This is a genomic window from Pseudomonas sp. LBUM1670 (assembly GCF_059695695.1).
Map to the genome: position 1 here is coordinate 3,540,253 of NZ_CP166783.1, position 24,013 is coordinate 3,564,265.

Annotated in this window: 9 protein-coding genes and 1 pseudogene; 5 read left to right on the forward strand and 5 right to left on the reverse strand. The window is 60.7% G+C overall.

What is annotated here, in order from left to right; all coding sequences use genetic code 11:
* The 3 genes and pseudogenes from ACA073_RS16045 to tnpB all read right to left on the reverse strand — a co-directional run.
* Positions 1 to 345, reverse strand: a pseudogene (locus ACA073_RS16045) (transposase); the annotation flags it as partial.
* 176 nt (positions 346 to 521) lie between these two features.
* Positions 522 to 1,361, reverse strand: a complete 840-nt coding sequence (locus ACA073_RS16050) for an alpha/beta fold hydrolase (protein ID WP_497397648.1) — start codon at positions 1,359 to 1,361, stop codon at positions 522 to 524.
* A 15-nt stretch (positions 1,362 to 1,376) separates the two neighbouring features.
* Complete coding sequence (tnpB, locus tag ACA073_RS16055; protein ID WP_497404124.1) at positions 1,377 to 1,595, reverse strand: IS66 family insertion sequence element accessory protein TnpB; 219 nt, start codon at positions 1,593 to 1,595, stop codon at positions 1,377 to 1,379.
* 261 nt (positions 1,596 to 1,856) lie between these two features.
* Between tnpB and ACA073_RS16060 the strand changes: the two genes are divergently transcribed.
* Together ACA073_RS16060 and cls are read left to right on the forward strand one after the other, a co-directional pair.
* Positions 1,857 to 2,417, forward strand: a complete 561-nt coding sequence (locus tag ACA073_RS16060; RefSeq protein ID WP_497397650.1) for a lipid-binding SYLF domain-containing protein — start codon at positions 1,857 to 1,859, stop codon at positions 2,415 to 2,417.
* Between the two features lie 24 nt (positions 2,418 to 2,441).
* Positions 2,442 to 3,848: a cardiolipin synthase gene (gene cls / locus ACA073_RS16065; protein ID WP_497397652.1), complete on the forward strand. Its 1,407-nt coding sequence runs from the start codon at positions 2,442 to 2,444 to the stop codon at positions 3,846 to 3,848.
* Between the two features lie 217 nt (positions 3,849 to 4,065).
* Here the strand turns inward: cls and ACA073_RS16070 are convergent, their stop codons facing one another.
* Entirely contained in the window at positions 4,066 to 5,157 is a 1,092-nt protein-coding gene (locus ACA073_RS16070; RefSeq protein ID WP_497397654.1) for a DUF3616 domain-containing protein, read from the reverse strand.
* A 292-nt stretch (positions 5,158 to 5,449) separates the two neighbouring features.
* On the opposite strand from ACA073_RS16070, the gene ACA073_RS16075 reads away from it, so the two are divergent.
* The 3 genes from ACA073_RS16075 (at position 5,450) to ACA073_RS16085 (ending at position 9,146) form a co-directional block, all read left to right on the forward strand.
* Positions 5,450 to 6,118 (forward strand): polysaccharide lyase family 7 protein, encoded by a 669-nt coding sequence (locus tag ACA073_RS16075; RefSeq protein WP_497397656.1) that lies wholly within the window; start codon positions 5,450 to 5,452, stop codon positions 6,116 to 6,118.
* Positions 6,119 to 6,561: 443 nt separating this feature from the next.
* On the forward strand, positions 6,562 to 7,836 hold the full coding sequence (locus tag ACA073_RS16080; RefSeq protein ID WP_497397658.1) for a peptidase MATCAP family protein: 1,275 nt from the start codon (positions 6,562 to 6,564) through the stop codon (positions 7,834 to 7,836).
* 143 nt (positions 7,837 to 7,979) lie between these two features.
* Positions 7,980 to 9,146 (forward strand): helix-turn-helix transcriptional regulator, encoded by a 1,167-nt coding sequence (locus tag ACA073_RS16085; RefSeq protein WP_497397660.1) that lies wholly within the window; start codon positions 7,980 to 7,982, stop codon positions 9,144 to 9,146.
* A 77-nt stretch (positions 9,147 to 9,223) separates the two neighbouring features.
* Here ACA073_RS16085 and ACA073_RS16090 read toward each other — a convergent pair whose 3' ends face one another.
* Complete coding sequence (locus ACA073_RS16090) at positions 9,224 to 23,953, reverse strand: cadherin-like domain-containing protein (protein WP_497397662.1); 14,730 nt, start codon at positions 23,951 to 23,953, stop codon at positions 9,224 to 9,226.
* Between the last annotated feature and the right edge of the window lie 60 nt (positions 23,954 to 24,013).

The window sequence follows — 24,013 nt, forward strand, 5'->3', positions numbered from 1 at the left end:
CTTGCGAAAGTTGGCAATGGTTTTGAAGTCTGGAGCCCAACGGCCCGCCAGCCACATCAATTCAACGTTACGCTGGGCTTCACGTTCAAGCCGGTGGCTGGACTGAATCCGATTGAGGTAACCATAGATGTAGATCTTGAGCAGGACCGCTGGATGATAGGCCGTACGACCCGTTGCAGCAGGATCGACACCCTCAAACCCAAGGTTCTCAGGTCGAGTCATCGACGAAAACGTCGACCACCCGGACCGGATTTCTTCGGCTACGTAATCGTCCAAGCACTCCGGCAGCAGCGTCACCTGCGTCCGAGTCTCGCCCTCAATGAATCGTTCATGATCGCCCCCGATACGATCTAGACGATCAGAAGCTTAGATCATCCTGGGCGTATTCCAGTTTTTGCCTTAAAGCAAAGCTCGCTTTTCATCTGGTTTGAGGACATTACCGGACAATGGCAAGGATCTGCCCCCTTTTCCCTTTGGGATTGTCCTTACGCTGGGGACGCGAAGCTAGCAGGCATCAGCGATCAATTCCGCTCGGATTGCAGCAGGCGTGGCTTGAACATGCCGTTGGCGATCATCGGCGCGGGCTCTTCATCGCCGTGCTGCCGGCAGAGGAATTCGCGTATCGCTTCGGCGGTTCGCCTGGCGCTGGTCACCACGAAAAAATGCCCCTCGCCCTGCAGGACATGCAGTTCGGCACGGCGAATGGTGCGGCGCAGGATGTGCGCGTTGTACAGCCGCACCAGAGGGTCGCGTTCGCCAGTGAGGATCAGCGTGCGCTGGCGCAGACGGAACAGCCGCAGCAGGCTGGTCCAGCCGACCAAGGCGGTGAGCTGGTGGTAATAGGTTCGCGGGTTGACCGTGAGCATGCCGTTCACCACACCGAAGCGCAGCAGCGTCTGTATCGAATTGCGCGAGCCTTCTTGCTTGCGCAGTTTGGCGCTTTTGCTCCTGCCAAAAAAATCCAGGATGTCGGCGGGCTTCACCAGCATCGCCGGGCCGGCCGAGGTCGCCGCGAGGATCAGCCGGCGCACCATGCTCGGGTGACGCAGGGCGAATTCTTGCGCCAACGCACCGCCCCAACTCACGCCGAACACATCGACCTGGTCGATTCCCAATTGCTTGAGCATCTCGGCGATCAGGTCGGCATGGCCCGGCAGACGCATCGGCCAGCGGGGCATTTGCGATTTGCCGACCCCGGGCACGTCCAACGTAATGGTCCTGTAGTCCACCAGTTCATCGCGCAGGGGATCGAAGCTACGGATCAACCCACCCAGGCCGTTGAGCAGGAGCAGCGGTGAGCCTTGGCCGCGGATTGAAACGTTCAACTGCAAGTCTTTAATGGTTAATTTGCGCGTTGTCATGGTTTCCCCCTTGGCCTACCCGCTGTTAAGACAGCGTCTGGCGTTTGCGGTGCAAAAAAGGGTGACATTTGTTGGCATGGCTCTGCGAATCATCGAGATATCGTCGATTGGCTCCGCGCGGTTTAAAAGTACCGTTGGGCACTGCAAACCGTGCCGAGTAGCCGGCCAGACGAATCGGCCTTGGTGCAGGCGACGTGCCGCCAGCCAAATGCCCAGGCCGTCATGAACCAGCACTTCCAATGTTGGTGGCTACTCAACGTCACAGACAGATAGCGGCCGAAAGCAGCCTCTGACGACGAACCCGGCCACTACATTGTGGTCAAAACAAGTGATGGCAGGGCGACATCAACTGCCTTGGCCCTGTTTCATTCAAGAGCGAAGCTTGCCATTCACATACTTTAGGATGCGCCGGATAACTTTCAGCAGGTTCGGATCCTGTCTTGCGCAGGCGCTGACTGCTGCTCCCATCCAATGCTTCCTTATTGGAGTACTAAAATGACTCAGTCAATGCGGTTCTTCCTATCGATCTTCCTAGCGACAGCATCATTGGCATCAGCGAGCCTGCTGAACAATGCAGGTGCGGCAACCGCCGAGGATCTGAATGCCGACTCCCGGCAAGCGTTGCAAACTCTTTACAAGGCCACTCCATTTGCCGAAACCATTTCGCACAACGCCAAAGCGGTGCTTGTCTTCCCGAAAATCATCAAGGCCGGCCTTGTGTTTGGTGGCAGCTATGGCGAAGGTGTGTTGATGAAGGGCTCGAAAGTGGAGGGCTACTACAACTCCGTAACCGGGTCATGGGGGCTGCAGGCAGGCGCCCAATCGTACGGTTATGCGGTGTTCCTGATGACTGACAAGGCCGTGAATTATGTACGTGAGACCAAGGGCTGGGAAGTTGGTGTGGGGCCAACCGTCGTCGTGGTTGACGAAGGGGTCGCGAAGAATCTGTCGAGCTCAACACTAAAGGACGATGCCTACGCGTTCATATTCGACCAGCAAGGGTTAATGGCTGGAGTCAGCATTGAGGGAACGAAGATTTCCCTGATCAAGCGCTGAAACCGTCCTCGCCAGAGGGGCCTAATGAATATTCTAACCACATGTAAGGGTGTTTATATTCCTCTGGTGCTGTGCGTGGCTGTGCTCCTGGCATTTGTGATTTCCTGCAGTACATTGCCGAAGATAGTGCCCGATATGGCTCGCGCTCCCTCTGCGCCCGTGCAACTCGACGGGATACACGGACCTCTGTCAGCCGAGCGCAGCAAAGCCATTCTCGACCGACTTAAGTCCACCGGCGCAGAAACCAACATCTTCGATGTGCACCTCGCGATCGAAGAATCCATCACCGGTAGCCCGCTAACGGAAGGAAACAAAGTCGACTTGCTGCAGGACGGCCCCACCACCTACCAGTCGATGATCAAAGCCGTGGAAGCTGCGCGCGACCACATTAATATGGAGACCTACATCCTCGACGATGATGAAGTCGGCCAGCGCTTCGCCGCCGCACTGATCGCTCAGCAACAAAAAGGCGTACAGGTCAATCTGATCCGTGACAGCGTCGGAACCCTTGGAACACCCTCAGCGTTTTTCTCTCGATTGACCGACACGGGCATCAAGGTGCTGGAGTACAACCCAGTCAATCCGGTGACGGCCAAAGCGGGCTGGGACGTGAACCAGCGCGACCACCGAAAGCTGCTGATAGTGGACGGTCGAATTGCCTTTCTCGGCGGGATCAACATCAGCAGCGTCTATTCGGGGGGCTCGTTCAGCTCTCAATCGAAGACTCGCCCAAATGGTGATTTGCCTTGGCGCGATACCGACTTGCGCGTCGAGGGGCCTGTGGTTGCGGAACTGCAAAAGCTGTTCATCGCAACCTGGACTACCCAGAAAGGTGAACCCCTCGCGGCTCGCCACTACTTTCCGTCACCTGAGCGCAAAGGCAGCGAGGTGGTACGCGCCATCGGCAGCTCACCAGATGAGCCGTTTAGCCTGATCTATGCCACGCTGATTTCGGCGTTGCATAGCGCGCAAACGGAGATATGGCTGACTATCGCCTACTTTGTGCCCGATCCTCAGTTGCTGGCGGCACTCAAGGAGGCGGCAGCACGTGGAGTCGACGTCAAGCTGGTGCTGCCTAGCAGCACCGATTCGTGGCTGGTGCTCCATGCCGGACGCGCCTACTACAGCGAGTTGCTGAAGGCCAACGTCAAGCTTTACGAACGCCGTGACGCACTTCTCCACGTCAAGACTGCAGTCATCGATGGCGTGTGGTCGAGTGTCGGCTCCACCAACTTCGATTGGCGCAGCTTCCTGCACAACGATGAAGTTAACGTCGTTGTGCTGGGCACCGGGTTTGGAAAAAAAATGCAAGCGGCGTTCATGGCTGATCTGGCCAAGTCGAACGAAATCAAGCTAGAAAGCTGGGAGCGTCGCTCGCTCGCTGTGAGAGCCAAAGAGCAGATGGCGCGACTCTGGGAATACTGGCTTTAAGTCAGGTGGTGCGTCGCCTTGAGGTTATCTGTCTGGCCTGAAGGCCCCACCGACGCAGCCGGTCTCTGGCCGAAATCATGGATACGAGAAGGACAAAAAGCACACGGAAGGGATGGTCTTCCACAGGACGTTCTGTTCATAGTGACCCCTCCCTGATTGCAATACGTGTGACCGATGCAAGCTGATCTACAGGCCGCGATGACGTCGAGGTGCGTGGCTAATTCAGGATGAACAGGTCCCCTTCCACATCCGTATCGCCGTGTTTTCGACTCTCCGCCGCGGAGTCGTAGAGTATCAGCAGAACCTCCCCAGGCTGCTCGCCCGATTGGAACAGACACATGCCCTCAGCGTGATCGTTGCCTTGCCCGAAGGGCACCTCCAGCACCTTCTCCAATTGGTCCGTAAAGACCACGCTTTCCTCGTCGGACGCGAAACCGCCGCGCCAGCGGAAGACCGCTTCCGGACCATCCTGTTCCATGGTGGGACCCGCCAGGATCAGCAGATCGTCACCGCTAGTGCACAGGTCACGCAAGCCCAGGCCATTTAGCGCGAAGAAGTGCTTGCGGTAGCGACGCCCACCCGGGCCGATCTTCTTGAGCACCAGCGTGTCAGTCGAGGCGTCGTTCAGCTCAGGTTCGATCTCCAGCAACACAGCCCAGCCACGTAGGACGGGTCCACGCAGCCCCAGCAGAAGGCGCGAGCCGATCACCGCCAACCCTTCGATATCGAAGCCGTTATCCTTACCCGGAATACGCAGGAAGTCGCGTAGCTGAGGATCTTCAGCAATGGCCTCGGTCAGGTCGTTACCGACTTCGTTGCCATGTAGCTGCGCCGCCGTACGTCCATCAGCGTCCACCTTCCTGGCGAGTGCATAGCCGTCGGCCTGCTGTACCACAGGGATGCGGGCCAGCAGAAAGCGATTGCCGTCCGCCTCAACCGTTGATAGGCGCTTGATATTCTTCTGTGCAGGAGTGCCGGCCTCGGCCTTCTTTCGCTTCAGGCTATGGGAGCCCACCACCCAGAGGTAACCACTGTCGTGGACATAGGCCAACCCCTCGATATCGATCTCGGCGTCTTGCTGCGGCAGGGGCAGATCCAGATAATCCTGGAGCTGAAACGATTGGTGCTCATCGCACCTAACGACATCGCCGGGCGCGGCATCCTGGATTTTCAGGCGTTCCAGGCTCGTGGTTTCGTCGTTGGCCACCCAGAGTGTGTCGTCAATCTGCTGAGCGACCGAAAGGCCATCGCGCAACGACGCAAACGCCGGATCAAATCTCAACATCGCAAAATTGTTTCGGTCGCTCATGAGCGGTCTCCCTTTATGGCGTGGCGCGCCGGTCATTCAAAAACAGATTTTTCGCGTCTTCTATGTCCAGGCCGACCATTCACAGCATGCAATCGTTCAGTCAATTCCCAAAATAGCCGACTAACGGTTAACCCCCTAGGCACAAAGCCTGCAGTAGCCCCCCAGACGAACATTTGACGTCAATCAACCGCCATACGGATTTCACAATCAGCACGCACAATTGACGCAGTTCAATAGCGCGGGTCCGAGCGCAACTGTGGCCACGACATTCCCCGCATACAGGATCCTTGACATGATCGACCTCGCCACCTGGAATTTAAGCATCCCTGAAGGCAGCCCACCTGCCACCATAGAAACGCCTCGACTGGCCCAAGGGTTCAACGACCAATATTTCAGTTCTGAAGCCGATAGCCTTTCCTTCTGGGCACCTGTGACCGGTTCCAGGACGGCCAACGCTATTTACCCGCGTAGCGAGTTGCGGGAAACCTATAGCGATGGAACGCTGCGCAACTGGCAGTATTCAGCGGCGGATAACACCCTGCGGGCAAGTCTGGCCGTCAATCAGGTACCCAGCACCGGCAAGATCGTGATTGGCCAGATCCACAACAAGGACAGCAGCAGCCCCATGGTGAAGCTGGAATACCAGTACAAAACGTCGGGTTCGACTGGAAACATTGTCGCCAAGGTGCGCATGCGTCCCGACGATGAAGAGGGCCAGGTCATAACCATTGCGACGGGTGTGCCGCTCAACCGCAACTTTTCCTACCTGATCCACCTCAGCCCGAAGGGCGCGCTGGGCATCAGCGCAGCAGGATACAACTGGAGAACCACCATTGATCCGAGTTGGAAGACCCAACCACTGTATTTCAAAGCGGGTGCGTATGTGCAGGACAACACCGGCTATCCCACCGAGGGCGGAAAAGTGACGTTCAGGGTGCTGGAGATCCACCACGAAATTTAGTCTGTCTGGCCGTTCAATGCACGTGCTGCTCGCATGTACACAGAGTTCGGGTTTGAGACTCGTGCATTCGAGATGGGAATGCGTCTGTAAAGCCGATCGAGGGACTTCTGCGGGATCATTCGTGACAGACAGCAATCGGCCCAGAGTGTGTAAAAAAGCTTTCTCGAACCCTTGCTATGATTTCTGAGGATTTCATCGCAAGGATCGCTTATAAAGCGCTTTATCCAAGGTGAACATCGAGCAACATGGCCATTGCTCCACACGTTGTTTTCATCAGACTTGTTCAGCATTTCCATCCCTGAGTTTTGCCATGCCGGGATGGCCAAGACCCTGCATCCAGAAGCATAGAGAAAAGTTTAGTTCCGACCTGACCTGTCCCACCGAAACGCATCGACAGCGACTAAGCTTTTGCAATTGATCCTGATTCTCCCAAGGAGAATTCCGTGAGCTCCGCGCCCCTGTCCGAACTCGATGCCGCCCTGCCCGGTCTGGCCCGCAAGATCCGCGTGTTAGATGCCCTGGCCTGGCCAGACGGGGTCGAGGAACTATTCCTGGAGCGTTGGCGCGCCGGGCGTGCAGAACTGCCCAAGGTCGAACTGCTCCCGCGCGATCACAGCGCCGACATTGCTGCTTTGGAAGCCTTTATTGGCCGTTGCGATGAGGGGCATCCGGCCGGGAACTACCTCGCCATGACAGCACGTAGCTATGCCACGGCTGGACGTATGCTCGGTGCCATTGGTACCCCCGCCTTTACTCAGTATTCGTCCGCGCTGTACCGGCGCCCGGACTTCTACTATCCGAGCCAAAAGCTGAGCATGCTGGACGCCGCTCAATTCTTCCTCAAGACCACCGACGCCCTTCTGGGCGGTGCCCGGATTCCACCGAGCCCGGCAGAGATCCCGGCCGAGGCTTTCGCCGCCTGGATGCAGCCGGAACTGGACCGCTTCTTCGGACCGGGCCGGATCACGGTCGTGCTCGATCCGACCCTGGCCTCCAAGGCCATTGCCGGGGCGAGCCGCATCCGCCTGCGTGCCAGCGCCTTGTTCTCGGAACTGGACAAGAATCAGCTATTGCAGCATGAGGCCTTCGTGCATGTCGCCACCGCACAAAACGGCGCGCTCCAACCCAATCTGAAAAGCCTGGGACTCGGGGCGCCACGCACGACCCAGACTCAGGAAGGCATCGCCACCCTGGCCGAACTCTTCACCGGCAGCATGGACATCAACCGTCTGCGCCGCCTTGCCCTGCGCGTGCTCGCGGTCCAGCAGGCGCTGGATGGCGCCGATTTTATCCAGGTGTTCGAAGGTTTTCTCGCCGCCGGTCAGTCGCAAGAGGAGTCATTCCGCTCGACCCAGCGGGTTTTCCGCGGCGCCGACCTGCGCGGTGGTTCGGCGTTCACCAAGGATGCCGCCTACCTGACCGGCTTGCTCGGCGTTCATACCCTGCTGCGCATCGCGATCCGCGACAACCGACCAGAACTGGTGGGCCATCTGTTCGCCGGGCGCCTCAGCCTGGGTGATACCGTACGCCTGGCCCCGCTCTTTGAGTCCGGCTGGCTACAAGGGCCGGTCCACCTCCCGGCCTGGGCCGCCGATCTGCGTCTGCTCGCCGCCAACCTGGCCTTCTCCGCTTTTATCGCCCGGATCAAGCTGGATGTACTCGATCTGGAGGTGCTCATGGCCTTCGCCGACGAGCATGAAACCGATGCCAGCGCCTAGCGTGAATCGAAAGCGGCGTACCGGCTCAAGGTTGTGCTTGAATGAAATGTTCTGGTTCATGAGCGGGCAGACACCTCGAGTGCAGACCTATACTGCCAAAGCATGTCTGGTCAGTGACAGCTTTGATCTCGAGGATAGGCGACATGGACCTTGATCAATTTGAAATGCTCCTCGGGGACATCTATGAATCAGCCTGGTCAATGGCGCAATGGAGCACTGTCCTGAACCGTCTGGCGGAAATGACAAACTGCACAATTGCTCACCTTTATATTTCCGACCATCGTACCCGCAAGGTCATCGAGTCTTACTGTGGAGGGGATGAGCGTCGGATTTGCGCTGCTCACCAAGCCTACATAGATCACTACGGCGCCATCGATCCGCGCGGCGCCAAGAGCTCAAGCCTTTCTCCGGGCAACTGGATACTTTGCCAGGAACACTTTGACGAGCGCTATGTTTCCAGAAGTGAGTTCTATCAGGACTATCTGATTCCGAATGGCTTCAGGTATGGAACAGGTACAAGCCTTCTGACTTCGAGCAACGTGGATATTTCATTCGGGCTACTCGACGAGGCCCAGGCATTCAGCCGGGAAAAACACCTTCCACTGTTGAATAGAATCACACCTCATTTGCAACGCAGCTTGAAGCTTGGCCAGCGCCTGCAGCAGCAAGCCGGTCAAATTGAACTCGGCTCGAATTTTATCGACAAACTGCCTCAGCCCGTGATTGTTTGCAGCAGTTCCGGAAAAGTGATTTATGCCAACAGTGCAGCCAATGCACTCCTCGTCGTTGAGCACTGCATCCGCATCGAGAAACAACACCTGGTGTGTGCCAACACCAACCATCAACAAAAATTGTCAGCACTCATTCGTGGCGCCAGCAGCGTAAATTTCAGTGCGGCCAGGCAGTGTTCAAGGGCGTCAAGAGCAGAGCCGGGGATCATGACCACGCGCTCACTGAGAAATGGCCGCAATCTCCACCTTTCGGTTATTCCTGTGCCGCAGTTTCATGGCGTGCAAGCAGACTTCGCGATCGATCAAGGGGTACTTGTTCTCTTTGATTCCCATCAAGGAGATTTCACCGATATAGAGTATTGGCTCACTTCACTCTACAGGTGTTCGCCAGCAGAAGTTCGGATCGCAAGGCTTCTACTGGACGGGCAGTCACCGGAAGAAATCGGCTACTCGTTGGACCTGAAGCTTCCCACCGTTCGTACCCATCTTCGCAACCTCTTCGAGAAAACGGGCACCTCGCGCCAGACCGCTCTAGTGAGGCTGATGACGTCCCTGCCAGCGGTTTCTCGTCGCTGCTGACCAATGAGCCACACGCCGAGCCCCCCTCTCCCGTTTACAGGAGAGGGTCGACCACTTGCACCCCACTCCCCGTATACCTAGGCGAAAAGCTGCACATCGCTCGCCGCCAGGTTCGTCACCCCGGCCAGGGTCACCACCGCTACTGCATTGCCATTGGCCGTGCCGTCGGCGTCGTAGTAGAGCGTCTGGTTGCTCTGGTTGAACACCAGGTATTTGCCGGCTTGCTCGGTCAGCGCGTTGCTGACGTTGGTCAGCACCGCGTCTATGGGTTGGCCGTTGAGGTGAAACGCTGAGCTGTCCAGAGCCAGGATGTCAGAGCCCTTGGAGAAACCGCTGACGGTGTTGCTGGTACTGGAGTCGGGAGCTACGGAGAATCGGAAGATGTCGTTGCCGTTACCGCCGAACAGCTGATTGAAGCCGCTGCCACCATCCAGCGTGTCGTTACCATCCTCGCCAAAGAGGGTGTCGTTACCGTCACCGCCCTCCAACAGATCATTACCCAGCCCGCCATACAACTGGTCAACCCCACCCCCGGCCACCAGGCTGTCATTGCCGCCATGCCCATAGAGAACCTGAGTGCCGGCGCCGGTGGTGATACTGTCGTCGACCGCATCGCTGCCGATAAAGTAGCCGCCCAGTTCGCGCAGTTGTTGCCGATTCCACACCGTGCCGTCGCTGAAAAGCACCTCCTGCACGCCATACTGGTTGGGGTTGTCGCTGGCCTGGCCGGCCAGTAGCTGGTTCGACAGGTGCAGGGTCTTGCCCGTGGCGAAGCCCAGGGTGACGCTGTTGCCGTCGCCGCTGACCGTGACGCTGGCCGGGGTGATGCCGGCCGCCAGTTCGAGCCGGTTGAAGTCGCCGGCCGTCGTGGTGTTCACGTAGTCGGACAGCGAGACATTGCCGCTGCCATCGAAGCGGTAGGTATCGCTGCCACTGTCGCCGGCAAGCGTGACCGCGGAAGTGTTGGCCAGCCCGTTGGCAATCAGCAGGTCATTGCCCGTGCCACCAAAGGCATAGCTGCCGTCGCCGGCACCCGTGCCGAGGCGCAGGGTGTCGTTGCCATTGCCGCCGAACAGCTGGTTAAAGCCGCTGCCGCCGTCGAGGCTGTCGTTGCCGTCCTCGCCAAAGAGGGTGTCGTTACCGTCACCGCCCTCCAACAGATCATTACCCAGCCCGCCATACAACTGGTCAACCCCACCCCCGGCCACCAGGCTGTCATTGCCGCCATGCCCATAGAGAACCTGAGTGCCGGCGCCGGTGGTGATACTGTCGTCGACCGCATCGCTGCCGATAAAGTAGCCGCCCAGTTCGCGCAGTTGTTGCCGATTCCACACCGTGCCGTCACTGAAGCGCACCTCCTGCACGCCGTATTGGTTGGGGTTGTCACTGGACTGGTTGGCCAGCAACTGGTTCGACAGGTGCAGGGTCTTGCCCGTGGCGAAGCCCAGGGTGACGCTGTTGCCGTCGCCGCTGACCGTGACGCTGGCCGGGGTGATGCCGGCCGCCAGTTCGAGCCGGTTGAAGTCGCCGGCCGTCGTGGTGTTCACGTAGTCGGACAGCGAGACATTGCCGCTGCCATCGAAGCGGTAGGTATCGCTGCCACTGTCGCCGGCAAGCGTGACCGCGGAAGTGTTGGCCAGCCCGTTGGCAATCAGCAGGTCATTGCCCGTGCCACCAAAGGCATAGCTGCCGTCGCCGGCACCCGTGCCGAGGCGCAGGGTGTCGTTGCCATTGCCGCCGAACAGCTGGTTGAAGCCGCTGCCGCCGTCGAGGCTGTCGTTGCCGTCCTCGCCGAAGAGGGTGTCGTTACCGTCACCGCCCTCCAGCAGATCATTACCCAGCCCGCCATACAATTGGTCAACCCCGCCCCCGGCCACCAGGCTGTCATTGCCGCCATGCCCATAGAGAACCTGAGTGCCGGCGCCGGTGGTGATACTGTCGTCGACCGCATCGCTGCCGATAAAGTAGCCGCCCAGTTCGCGCAGTTGTTGCCGATTCCACACCGTGCCGTCACTGAAGCGCACCTCCTGCACGCCGTATTGGTTGGGGTTGTCACTGGACTGGTTGGCCAGCAACTGGTTCGACAGGTGCAGGGTCTTGCCCGTGGCGAAGCCCAGGGTGACGCTGTTGCCGTCGCCGCTGACCGTGACGCTGGCCGGGGTGATGCCGGCCGCCAGTTCGAGCCGGTTGAAGTCGCCGGCCGTCGTGGTGTTCACGTAGTCGGACAGCGAGACATTGCCGCTGCCATCGAAGCGGTAGGTATCGCTGCCACTGTCGCCGGCAAGCGTGACCGCGGAAGTGTTGGCCAGCCCGTTGGCAATCAGCAGGTCATTGCCCGTGCCACCAAAGGCATAGCTGCCGTCGCCGGCACCCGTGCCGAGGCGCAGGGTGTCGTTGCCATTGCCGCCGAACAGCTGGTTAAAGCCGCTGCCGCCGTCGAGGCTGTCGTTGCCGTCCTCGCCGAAGAGGGTGTCGTTACCGTCACCGCCCTCCAGCAGATCATTACCCAGCCCGCCATACAATTGGTCAACCCCGCCCCCGGCCACCAGGCTGTCATTGCCGCCATGCCCATAGAGAACCTGAGTGCCGGCGCCGGTGGTGATACTGTCGTCGACCGCATCGCTGCCGATAAAGTAGCCGCCCAGTTCGCGCAGTTGTTGCCGATTCCACACCGTGCCGTCACTGAAGCGCACCTCCTGCACGCCGTATTGGTTGGGGTTGTCACTGGACTGGTTGGCCAGCAACTGGTTCGACAGGTGCAGGGTCTTGCCCGTGGCGAAGCCCAGGGTGACGCTGTTGCCGTCGCCGCTGACCGTGACGCTGGCCGGGGTGATGCCGGCCGCCAGTTCGAGCCGGTTGAAGTCGCCGGCCGTCGTGGTGTTCACGTAGTCGGACAGCGAGACATTGCCGCTGCCATCGAAGCGGTAGGTATCGCTGCCACTGTCGCCGGCAAGCGTGACCGCGGAAGTGTTGGCCAGCCCGTTGGCAATCAGCAGGTCATTGCCCGTGCCACCAAAGGCATAGCTGCCGTCGCCGGCACCCGTGCCGAGGCGCAGGGTGTCGTTGCCATTGCCGCCGAACAGCTGGTTAAAGCCGCTGCCGCCGTCGAGGCTGTCGTTGCCGTCCTCGCCGAAGAGGGTGTCGTTACCGTCCTCGCCGAACACCGTGTCGTCCCCTGAACGCGCCTGGACGACATCGTTGCCCGCTCTGGCGCGAATAAGATCGGCGCCCTCCGTACCAAGCAGCGGGTTGTCACTGCCTTCCGTACCGTTGATGGGGTTGAGCAATTGTGCAATCCCGGCGGTCGGACTGCTGGCGACGGACTCCCGGGTACCGCCACCATCGGTGTAACTGGCCAGCACGCGAACCTGCAGGCCGATCAACGTCGACCCGAGAGCCAGGCTGGCCGCAGTGGCGCCGGCAAGGTCGCTCCAGTTGGCGCCATCGGTGGAGGTCTGCCACTGGTAACCAACCACGCCCAGGCCATCGGCGTCGGCCAGCGAGTGGCTGGCGGTCAGCGTCTGTCCTTCCAGGGCCGTGCCGGACAGGGTGACGTTGCCGGTGGGGGCATCATTGACCGGCGCCAGGTTCAGGCTTGCGGCGGTCGAGACCGTGGCGATGCCATCGGTGATCACCACTGCGAAGTTGACCGCACCGTTGCGATTAGTCGCAGGGCTGAAGGTCCAGCTGCCATCGCCATTGTCGGTAAGACTGCCATCGGCCGGGGCGACGGCAACGCTCTGCACGCTGAGCGTATCGCCATCGATATCACTGGCATGGGCCAGCAGATGTGCGGCGGTCAGGGTGTAGCTCTGATCCTCCACGCCGTCCGCCAGGCTTACCGGGCCGCTAATGTTAGGGGCGTCATTGGTGTTGCCGATGTTCAGAATGAAGACATCGCTGGCGCTGAGGTTGCCACTGTCGGTGGCGGTCACCCGGATGTTCAGGCTGCCTACCTCTGCATTGCCCGGCGTGCCGCTGAAGGTGTGGCTGGCGGCATTGAAGCTCAGCCAGCTCGGCAGCGGGTTGCCGTCAGCCAGGCTGGCGCTGTAACTCAGGTTATCGCCCACATTTGGGTCGCTGAACGCACCGGCCGGTACGGTGAAACTGAATGCGGCATCCTCGCTGGCCGTCTGATCACTCAGTGGAATGCTGACGACCGGCGGGGCGTTCAGGTTTACCACCTCAATAACTGTAATGCTGGTGGCCGGTGCGAAGTTGTCGAGGGTCAGGCTGTTGGCCGGGGTGTTCTGCAGGGTAATGATGGTCCGCCAACCGTCGCCACCCGCCGCCGTGCCGTTCTGGTCCCACTGCAGCTGGGTATCCGCGCCCTGCTGCACCAGGCGCAGGTAACCGAGCGCCGGGTCGAAGGGGTTGCCTCCGCTGTAGCCGCTGCTGCTGGTAAGCAGCTCATTGATGCTGAGGATGTCGCCAGCGCTACCGGAGGTGAAGTCGCTGGCAACCAGTTGTCCCTGACTACCGGCTCGCAAGAAATAGGTGTCACGCCCGGCTCCACCGCTGACAGTGGTAACGGAGCCGCTGTTGTAGTGAAAAACTTCAATCGTGTCATTGCCTGCGCCCGCGTCCAGGCTGTTGTTGACGACCAAGCCGGAGAAGTCAGCGTCATACAAGGTGTCATTGCCGTCTCCTCCCCTTAACACGTCACTACCGGCCCCACCATACAGAATGTCATTACCACTGCCGCCAACCAACGTGTCGTTGCCATCCTCGCCATTGAGGTAGTTGCCGATAGCGTCATTACCCGCCAACAAGGTGTCATTACCTTGGCCACCGTAGAGAGTGTCAGAGTTTTCCCCACCATCGAGCAGGTCATCACCGCCAAAACCAAACAGCTGGTCACTCCCCGCCAGCCCATAGATCGCATCCGCCACCACGCTGCCATTCAGCACGTCGGCATTCGGCGTGCCGATCAGGGTCAGCCCCACCGCACTGCCATCCGGCGGCGCCGCTGGCGCGAAGTTCTCGAGGGTCAGGGTGCTGGCCGGGGTGTTCTGCAGGGTAATGATGGTCCGCCAGCCGTCGCCACCCGCCGCCGTGCCGTTCTGGTCCCACTGCAGCTGGGTATCCGCGCCCTGCTGCACCAGGCGCAGGTAACCGAGCGCCGGGTCGAAGGGGTTGCCTCCGCTGTAGCCGCTGCTGCTGGTCAGCAGCTCATTGATGCTGAGGATGTCACCAGCGCTACCGGAGGTGAAGTCGCTGGCAACCAGTTGTCCCTGACTACCGGCTCGCAAGAAATAGGTGTCACGCCCGGCTCCACCGCTGACAGTGGTAACGGAGCCGCTGTTGTAGTGAAAAACTTCAATCGTGTCATTGCCTGCGCCCGCGTCCAGGCTGTTGTTGACGACCAAGCCGGAGAAGTCAGCGTCATACAAGGTGTCATTGCCGTCTCCTCCCCGTAACACGTCACTACCGGCCCCACCATACAGAATGTCATTACCACTGCCGCCAACCAACGTGTCGTTGCCATCCTCGCCATTGAGGTAGTTGCCGATAGCGTCATTACCCGCCAACAAGGTGTCATTACCTTGGCCACCGTAGAGAGTGTCAGAGTTTTCCCCACCATCGAGCAGGTCATCACCGCCAAAACCAAACAGCTGGTCACTCCCCGCCAGCCCATAGATCGCATCCGCCACCACGCTGCCATTCAGCACGTCGGCATTCGGCGTGCCGATCAGGGTCAGCCCCACCGCACTGCCATCCGGCGGCGCCGCTGGCGCGAAGTTCTCGAGGGTCAGGGTGCTGGCCGGGGTGTTCTGCAGGGTAATGATGGTCCGCCAACCGTCGCCACCCGCCGCCGTGCCGTTCTGGTCCCACTGCAGCTGGGTATCCGCGCCCTGCTGCACCAGGCGCAGGTAACCGAGCGCCGGGTCGAAGGGGTTGCCTCCGCTGTAGCCGCTGCTGCTGGTCAGCAGCTCATTGATGCTGAGGATGTCGCCAGCGCTACCGGAGGTGAAGTCGCTGGCAACCAGTTGTCCCTGACTACCGGCTCGCAAGAAATAGGTGTCACGCCCGGCTCCACCGCTGACAGTGGTAACGGAGCCGCTGTTGTAGTGAAAAACTTCAATCGTGTCATTGCCTGCGCCCGCGTCCAGGCTGTTGTTGACGACCAAGCCGGAGAAGTCAGCGTCATACAAGGTGTCATTGCCGTCTCCTCCCCGTAACACGTCACTACCGGCCCCACCATACAGAATGTCATTACCACTGCCGCCAACCAACGTGTCGTTGCCATCCTCGCCATTGAGGTAGTTGCCGCTAGCGTCATTACCCGCCAACAAGGTGTCATTACCTTGGCCACCGTAGAGAGTGTCAGAGTTTTCCCCACCATCGAGCAGGTCATCACCGCCAAAACCAAACAGCTGGTCACTCCCCGCCAGCCCATAGATCGCATCCGCCACCACGCTGCCATTCAACACGTCGGCATTCGGCGTGCCGATAATCGCGCCGAGCAGATTCAGGCTGAATCCCGCACTGATCGAAAGCCCGCCCGAATCCGTGGCGGTCACGACGATACCGATACCCCCCACCACCGTCCCCGCCGGCGGTGTGCCACTGAAAGTGTGGCTCACCGCATCGAAACTCAGCCAGGCTGGCAAGGGGTCACCACCGGCCAATGTGGCGCTGAGCATCAGGCTGTCGCCGACATCCACATCGGCAAAGGTGTTGGCCGCCAGGGTATAGCTGAAGGCGCGCCCCAACCCGTTGAGTTGGTTGGCAAGAGGAACCTGTAGGGTCGGCGCATCGTTCACCGCCGCCAGGTTAAAACCCAGCGACGCGGCGATGGAACCACCATTCCCGTCCACCACGGAATACCCGAGGCTGACCGGTCCGTTGTAGTTGACATCCGGTGTGAAGGTCCAGCCGCCGTTGCCGTTATCCATCAGGCTGCCGTGGCTGCTACTGAGGTTGGCGATGGACAGGCTGTCGCCATCTACATCGCTGAAGCCCGCCAACAACTGGGCAGCGGTGAAGACGTAAGACGTGTCCTCGGTGCCGGCAGACAGGACCGTGGTCGGGCTGCCGCTGGGAGGATCGTTGACATTGCTCACCGTCAGCGTGAACAGGTCGTTGGCCGACAGGCCCGCGGCGTCGGTGGCGGTGACGCGCAAGTCGATAACCCCCACATCGACCTGGGCTGGAGTGCCATTGAAAGTGCGGGTATTGGCATCGAAGCTCAGCCAGGCAGGCAGCGGCGAACCGTTGGCCAAGGTGGCGCTGTAGCTGAGGGTGTCGCCGGCGTCGGGGTCGGCGAAAGTGGCGGCCGGCACCGTGAAGTTGAACCCGGCGTCCTCGGACGCCGACTGGTCGGCCAGCGGGGAGATCAGCACTGGGGCTGCGTTGAGCACCACCACCTCGATGGTGGTGATGCTTGTCGAGGGAGTAAAGTTCTCGGTCGTCAGCGCCGTGGCGTTGGTGTTCTGTAGGGTGATGACGGTATTCCAGCCGGCTCCCCCGGAGGCGGTGCCATTCTGGTCCCATTGCAGCAAGGTGTCGGCGCCTTGCTGCACCAGGCGCAGATAACCCTGCGCCGGATCGAACGGATTGCCACCGCTGTAGCCGCTGCTGCTGAGCAGCAGGTTGTTGATGTTGAGGATGTCGCCACTCGTGCCGGGAGCGAAGTCGCTGGCGCGCAACTGGCCGATGGAGCCAGGCTGCAGCATGTAAGTGTCGCGTCCGCTGCCGCCGCTGACCGTGGTGATGGAGCCGGCGTTGCTTTGGTAGATATTGATCGTGTCGTCACTGGCGCCCGCATCGATGGTATTGGTAGTGAGCAGACCCCCGTCGTTTTTAACCAGGAAGTCATTGCCGTCACCGCCATGCAGCACATCGCTACCGTACCCACCATCCAGATAGTCGTTGCCGCTGCCAGCGTCGAGCGTGTCGTTGCCATTGCCACCAAACAGTTGGTCGTTGCCGCCGCTGCCGGTCAGCGTATCGTCGCCGTCCTCGCCATAGAGCTGGCTGCCGTCGGCGTCACTACCCGCCAGCAGCGTGTCGTTGCCCTGGCCACCGAAGAGGTAGTCGTAGCCGCTGCCTCCGTCGAGCAGGTCGTTGCCGCCAAAGCCGTACAGCGTGTCATTGTTCGCCAGCCCGAAGATCGCATCGTCGACCACGCTGCCATTGAGCACGTCGGCGTTCGGCGTGCCGTTCAGCGTCAGGCCTACCGAACTGCCGTCCGGCGGCGCTGCCGGCGTGAAGTTCTCGGTCGTCAGCGCCGTGGCGTTGGTGTTCTGTAGGGTGATGACGGTATTCCAGCCGGCTCCCCCGGAGGCGGTGCCATTCTGGTCCCATTGCAGCAAGGTGTCGGCGCCTTGCTGCACCAGGCGCAGATAACCCTGCGCCGGATCGAACGGATTGCCACCGCTGTAGCCGCTGCTGCTGAGCAGCAGGTTGTTGATGTTGAGGATGTCGCCACTCGCGCCGGGAGCGAAGTCGCTGGCGCGCAACTGGCCGATGGAGCCAGGCTGCAGCATGTAAGTGTCGCGTCCGCTGCCGCCGCTGACCGTGGTGATGGAGCCGGCGTTGCTTTGGTAGATATTGATCGTGTCGTCACTGGCGCCCGCATCGATGGTATTGGTAGTGAGCAGACCCCCGTCGTTTTTAACCAGGAAGTCATTGCCGTCACCACCATGCAGCACATCGCTACCGTACCCACCATCCAGATAGTCGTTGCCGCTGCCAGCGTCGAGCGTGTCGTTGCCATTGCCACCAAACAGTTGGTCGTTGCCGCCGCTGCCGCTCAGCGTATCGTCGCCGTCCTCGCCATAGAGCTGGCTGCCGTCGGCGTCACTACCCGCCAGCAGCGTGTCGTTGCCCTGGCCACCGAAGAGGTAGTCGTAGCCGCTGCCTCCGTCGAGCAGGTCGTTGCCGCCAAAGCCGTACAGCGTGTCATTGTTCGCCAGCCCGAAGATCGCATCGTCGACCACGCTGCCATTGAGCACGTCGGCGTTCGGCGTGCCGTTCAGCGTCAGGCCTACCGAACTGCCGTCCGGCGGCGCTGCCGGCGTGAAGTTCTCGGTCGTCAGCGCCGTGGCGTTGGTGTTCTGTAGGGTGATGACGGTATTCCAGCCGGCTCCCCCGGAGGCGGTGCCATTCTGGTCCCATTGCAGCAAGGTGTCGGCGCCTTGCTGCACCAGGCGCAGGTAACCCAGCACCGGGTCGAACGGGTTGCCACCGCTGTAGCCGCTGCTGCTGAGCAGCAGGTTGTTGATGTTGAGGAGGTCGCCACTGGCGCCGGGAGCGAAGTCGCTGGCGCGCAGCTGGCCGGTGGAGCCAGGCTGCAGCATGTAAGTGTCACGTCCGCTGCCGCCGCTGACCGTGGTGATGGAGCCGGCGTTGCTTTGGTAGATATTGATCGTGTCGTCACTGGCGCCCGCATCGATGGTATTGGTAGTGAGCAGACCCCCGTCGTTTTTAACCAGGAAGTCATTGCCGTCACCGCCATGCAGCACATCGCTACCGTACCCACCATCCAGATAGTCGTTGCCGCTGCCAGCGTCGAGCGTGTCGTTGCCATTGCCACCAAACAGTTGGTCGTTGCCGCCGCTGCCGCTCAGCGTGTCGTCGCCGTCCTCGCCATAGAGCTGGCTGCCGTCGGCGTCATTACCCGCCAGCAGCGAGTCGTTGCCCTGGCCACCGAAGAGGTAGTCGTAGCCGCTGCCGCCATCGAGCAGGTCGTTGCCGCCAAAGCCGTACAGCGTGTCATTGTTCGCCAGCCCGAAGATCGCATCGTCGACCACGCTGCCGTTGAGCACGTCGGCGTTGGGCGTACCGATGATGGTGTTGAGCAGATTCAGCCTGAAAACGTCACTGACCGAGAGCGCACCGGCATCGGTGGCGGTGACGCTGATGTCGATGGCGCCGAGCAGCGTCCCCGCCGGCGGTGTGCCGCTGAAGGTGCGACTCGCCACATCGAAGCTGAGCCAGGATGGCAAGGGGTCCCCACCGGCCAGCGAGGCACTTAGTGTCAGGCTGTCGCCCACATCCACATCGGTAAACGTATTGGCCGGCAAGGTATAGGTGAAGGACTGCCCCAGCCCACTGAGCTGGTTTGCAATAGGAGTCTGCAGGGTTGGTGCATCGTTCACCTCCGCCAGATTGAAGCCCAGGGAAGCCGCGACCGAGCTGCCATTGCCATCGACCACCCGATAATCGAGGTTGACTGGCCCGTAGTAGTTGGCAGCTGGCATGAAGGTCCAACTCCCGTCGCCGTTGTCGACCAGGCTACCGTTGTCGGCGCTCAGGTTGGCGACGGACAGGACGTCGCCATCCACATCGGTGAAACCGGCCAGCAGTTCGGCGTTGGTGAATACGTAAGGCGTGTCCTCGGTGCCATCTGCCAAGAGCGTGGTCGGACTGCCAAGCGGCGCATCGTTGACTGCGGTGACGTTGACCGTCAGCGTGTTGCCTGCGAGCGCGAAAGTTTCGCCATCGCCCACGGTGAAGCCGATGCTTGCGTAACCCGAGCCATTGGCATCCTGCGCCGGCACGAACTGAAGCTTGCCGGCGTCGAGGTCGGCCCGGCTGATTTCCTGGCCCAGGGCGACTGCCACCCACGCGCTGCCGTTGTGATACTGCAGGCTGCCGGCCTGCGGCAATGCGGTGATCTTCACGACGGCCAGCGGGTCGCTGTCGGTGTCGCTGTAGTTGCCGAAGTCGCTCGCCTGCAACAGCAGCGGCGTATCTTCGTCGGTGGTCACACTGTCGTCGGTCGAGCCAGGTGGCGAGTTGAACATGGCGAGGACGGTCGCGGGGGACCAGACCGTGCCATTGCCAAAGCGTATCTCGTCGACCTGAGCCACCCCACCGAGGAAGTAGTCAAGGATGGTGATGCTGTCGCTGGCATTCAGGGTCAGCACCAGGTCATCGTCGACCCGGCTGACGGTCACTTGGGCGGGCAGTATGGGGCTGTCGAACAGGATGGTGTCGAGATCCCCCAAGGCGGCGCTGCGGTTGTCCACGGTGTCCGCGCCATGCCCGAGGAAATAGCGGTACACATCATTGCCGCTGTCGCCGGAGAGAATATCGTTGCCGTCGCCGCCGAGCAGTTGGTCATCGCCGGCACCGCCGCTGACGGTATCGTCCCCGAAACTGCCACTCACCAAATCATTGCCGTCGTCACCGAACAGCGCGTCGTTACCATCCCAGCCGTTCAGGAAGTCATTGCCTGCGAGACCATTTAGCTGGTCAGCGCCTACCGAACCATGCATGTAGTCGTGACCATCGCTACCCGTGATGATGTCGTTCTGGCTGGTACCGAAATACCAGCCTGCACGTTGCTGGATTTCGGTGCGATTCCACACTGTGCCATCGGCGAAGCGGAACTCCTGCACGCCGAAGCCTTCCCCGGTGTCCTGTGGATAGGGAAATCCCATGATGCCAATGAACAGGCGATGACCATTAGGGAACTCGATCACCAGGTTGCCAGCTTCATTGATGCTGTCCACCGGTCTTACGAAGTGCAGATCGTTTGGATTGATGCCAGCTGCGAACTGCACGATGTTGAGCTGGCCCAGTGCGTTGTCATCACTGATGGAGACGTCACCGCTGCCGTCAACCAGGTAGGTGTCGCTCCCGGCTCCACCGATCAAATTTACATAGCCACCGCTGTTGCTCAGGTTGCGTGCATCGAGCGTATCGTGGCCCGCCTCGCCCAGAAGAAAACTGCCGGTCTGGCTGTTTCCGGCGACCAGAATATCGTCGCCAGCACCGCCCCAGAGGAAGTCCACGCCGCCACCGCCCTGTATCAAGTCGTCGCCATCCTCGCCACGCAAGGTGTCGTCGCCCGCCCCTCCATCAAGGCTGTCATCGTCGGCACCGCCGTTGAGCTGGTTGTTGCCGCCGTTGCCCAGGAGCTGGTTGGCACCAGCGTTTCCCGTGCCGTCGAGGTTCGCCGAGCCCGTCAATGTCAGGTTCTCGACATGGCTGCCCAGCGTGTAGCTGATCGAGGACTGGACCGTGTCGTTGCCCTCGTCCAACAGTTCGTTGACCTGGTCGCCCGAGCTGTCGACCACATAGAGATCGTCCCCCGTGCCGCCGAACAGGGCGTCGTCACCGGTACCACCATCCAGTGTGTCGTTGCCGCCGAGTGCACGGATCTGGTCGTTGCCGGCCAGCGCCTGGATAACGTCATCGCCATTACTGCCAAAGAGCACATCCGCCCCGTTGGTGGCACCCGCCTGCACATTGGCGAGCAGGGTCGTCCTGTTCCACAGCGTGCCATTGGCAAATTGGACGCGGTCGATCTCGAAGTCCGCCCCCAGATAGAAGCCCTTGACCGTGAGCGTCTCGAGCGTGCCGGTCACCAGCATCACCAGGTCATTACCGCTACGCAGGAAACGCACGTCGGTAGGGTTGAGGCCGGACAGCTGCAACGTATCGACGTCGGCAGCCAGCCCGCCGCTGTTGTCGATCACGTCGTGGCCGAAGTTCAGGCCATAGACATAGGTATCGTTACCCTGGCGCCCCGCCAGCAAGTCATTGCCGACACCCCCGCTGAGGGTGTTGCGACCACTGTTGCCGGTCAGGCGGTTGTCGAGTTCGTTGCCGGTGCCCGCCAGGTTGCCAGTGCCGGTCAGTTCGAGGTTTTCCAGGTTCGCACCGAGGCTGTAGGCGATGGACGCACGGACCGTGTCGGTCCCCTCACCCGACGCCTCGCTGACGCTATCCCCAGTCTGGGCGATCAGATAGAGATCATCGCCGGCACCACCGGCCATGCTGTCATTGCCTGCACCGCCATCGAGCACATCGTTGCCGTCGCCGCCGGACAGGCTGTCGTTACCTGCGCCGCCCAACAGAGTGTCGTTACCGGCACCACCTTGCAGGTTGTCAATGCCATCACCGCCGTCCAGCAGGTTGTTTCCGCTATTGCCAATCAAGGTGTTGGCCAGGGTATTGCCGGTGCCATTGAGATGGTCGCCGCCCAGCAGGGTCAGGCGTTCGACATTACCGCCCAGGGTGTAGTCGATGCTCGCTTGTACCGTGTCCTCCCCACTGTTGGCAGCCTCCACGACGACATCGCCGAGGTCGTCGACCAGGTAGGTGTCATTGCCGAGACCACCTTCCAGGCGGTCCGCACCGCTACCGCCATCGAGCAGGTCGTTGCCGCCATTGCCGAACAACGTGTCATTGCCGCGCAGGCCTTGCAGCACATCGTCGTCAGGGTTGCCGTTGATGACGTCGGCTCCTGCGGTCGGGGTGGCTGGCGAGTAATAGAGGTTGCTGAGGATGGCGCTGCTGTTCCAGTTCGCACCGTCGGCGAACTGAATACGGTCAACGGCATGGTCGGCGTCGAGGAAATGCTGGCTGACGGTGAGGGTCTCGCCGCTGGCGAGGACGGTCAGCACCAGATCGTTGCCCACACGGGTCAAGCGGATCTGGCTGGCGTTGAGATTTCCGAGTCGGATGCTGTCGAGGTCAGCGGCCAGGCCACCGCTGTTGTCGATGACGTCGTTGCCCTGCCCCTGGCCATAGAAATAAGTGTCACTGCCCTGCCGCCCCGCTAGCCAGTCGTTGCCGGCTCCACCGTTGAGGGTGTTGCCGCCACTGTTGCCGGTCAGGCGGTTGTCGAGATCGTTGCCGGTGCCGGCCAGACTGGCGGTACCCGTCAATTCGAGGTTTTCCAGGTTGGCGCCGAGGGTGTAGGCGATGGATGCGCGGACCGTGTCAACGCCGGCGCCAGCGGATTCGCTCACGGTATCGGCCGCTTGAGCAACAATGTAGATGTCATCACCGCTTTCACCGGCCATGATGTCAGTGCCGGCGCCGCCATCGAGCATATCGTTGCCGTCGCCGCCGGACAGGCTGTCGTTATCAGCGCCACCCAGCAGCGTGTCATTACCGGCACCGCCTTGTAGGCTGTCAATACCAGCACCGCCATCCAGCTGGTCGTCGTCCTCGTCCCCGGAGAGGGTGTCGTTTCCCAAGCCACCGATCAGGCTGTCGTTACCAGCACCGCCCTGGATCGTGTCATTGCCGCTACCACCATCGAGCAGGTTGTTTCCGCTATTGCCAATCAGGGTGTTGCCCAAGGTGTTTCCGGTGCCATTGAGATGGCTGTCGCCCAGCAAGGTCAAGCGTTCGACATTGCCGCCCAGGGTGTAGTTGATGCTCGCTCGTACCGTGTCCTCCCCGCTGTTGGCAGCCTCCACGACGACATCGCCGAGGTCGTCGACCAGGTAGGTGTCATTGCCGAGGCCACCTTCCAGGCGGTCCGCACCGCTACCGCCATCGAGCAGGTCGTTGCCGCCATTGCCGAACAACGTGTCATTGCCGCCCAGACCTTGCAGCACGTCGTCGTCGGGGTTGCCGTTGATGAGGTCGGCACCTGCGGTCGGGGTGACTGGCGGGTAATAGAGGTTGCTGAGGATGGCGCTGCTGTTCCAGCTCGCACCGTCGGCGAACTGAATACGGTCAATAGTATGGTCGGCATCGAGGAAATGCTGGCTGACGGTGAGGGTCTCGCCACTGGCGAGGACGGTCAACACCAGGTCGTTACCCACACGGCTCAAGCGGATCTGACTGGCGTTGAGATTACCGAGTCGGATGCTGTCGAGATCAGCCGCCAGGCCACCGCTGTTATCGATCACATCGTTGCCGTAGCCGCTGCCATAACGGTAGCTATCGTCGCCGCGCCCACCGATCAGCAAGTCGTTACCGGATCCGCCGTCCAGGATGTCGTTCCCGTTGTTACCGTTCAGCGTATCGTTGCCGCCCAAGCCGTTGAGGCTGTCGCTGAGCGAGGTTCCGGTCAAAACATTGGCGCCGTCATCACCATTTATAGTAGCCATGTCCGATACCTTATATTTTCGGTGGGAGTTTGACGGTTAAGAATAGTGAGCCGCGTATTC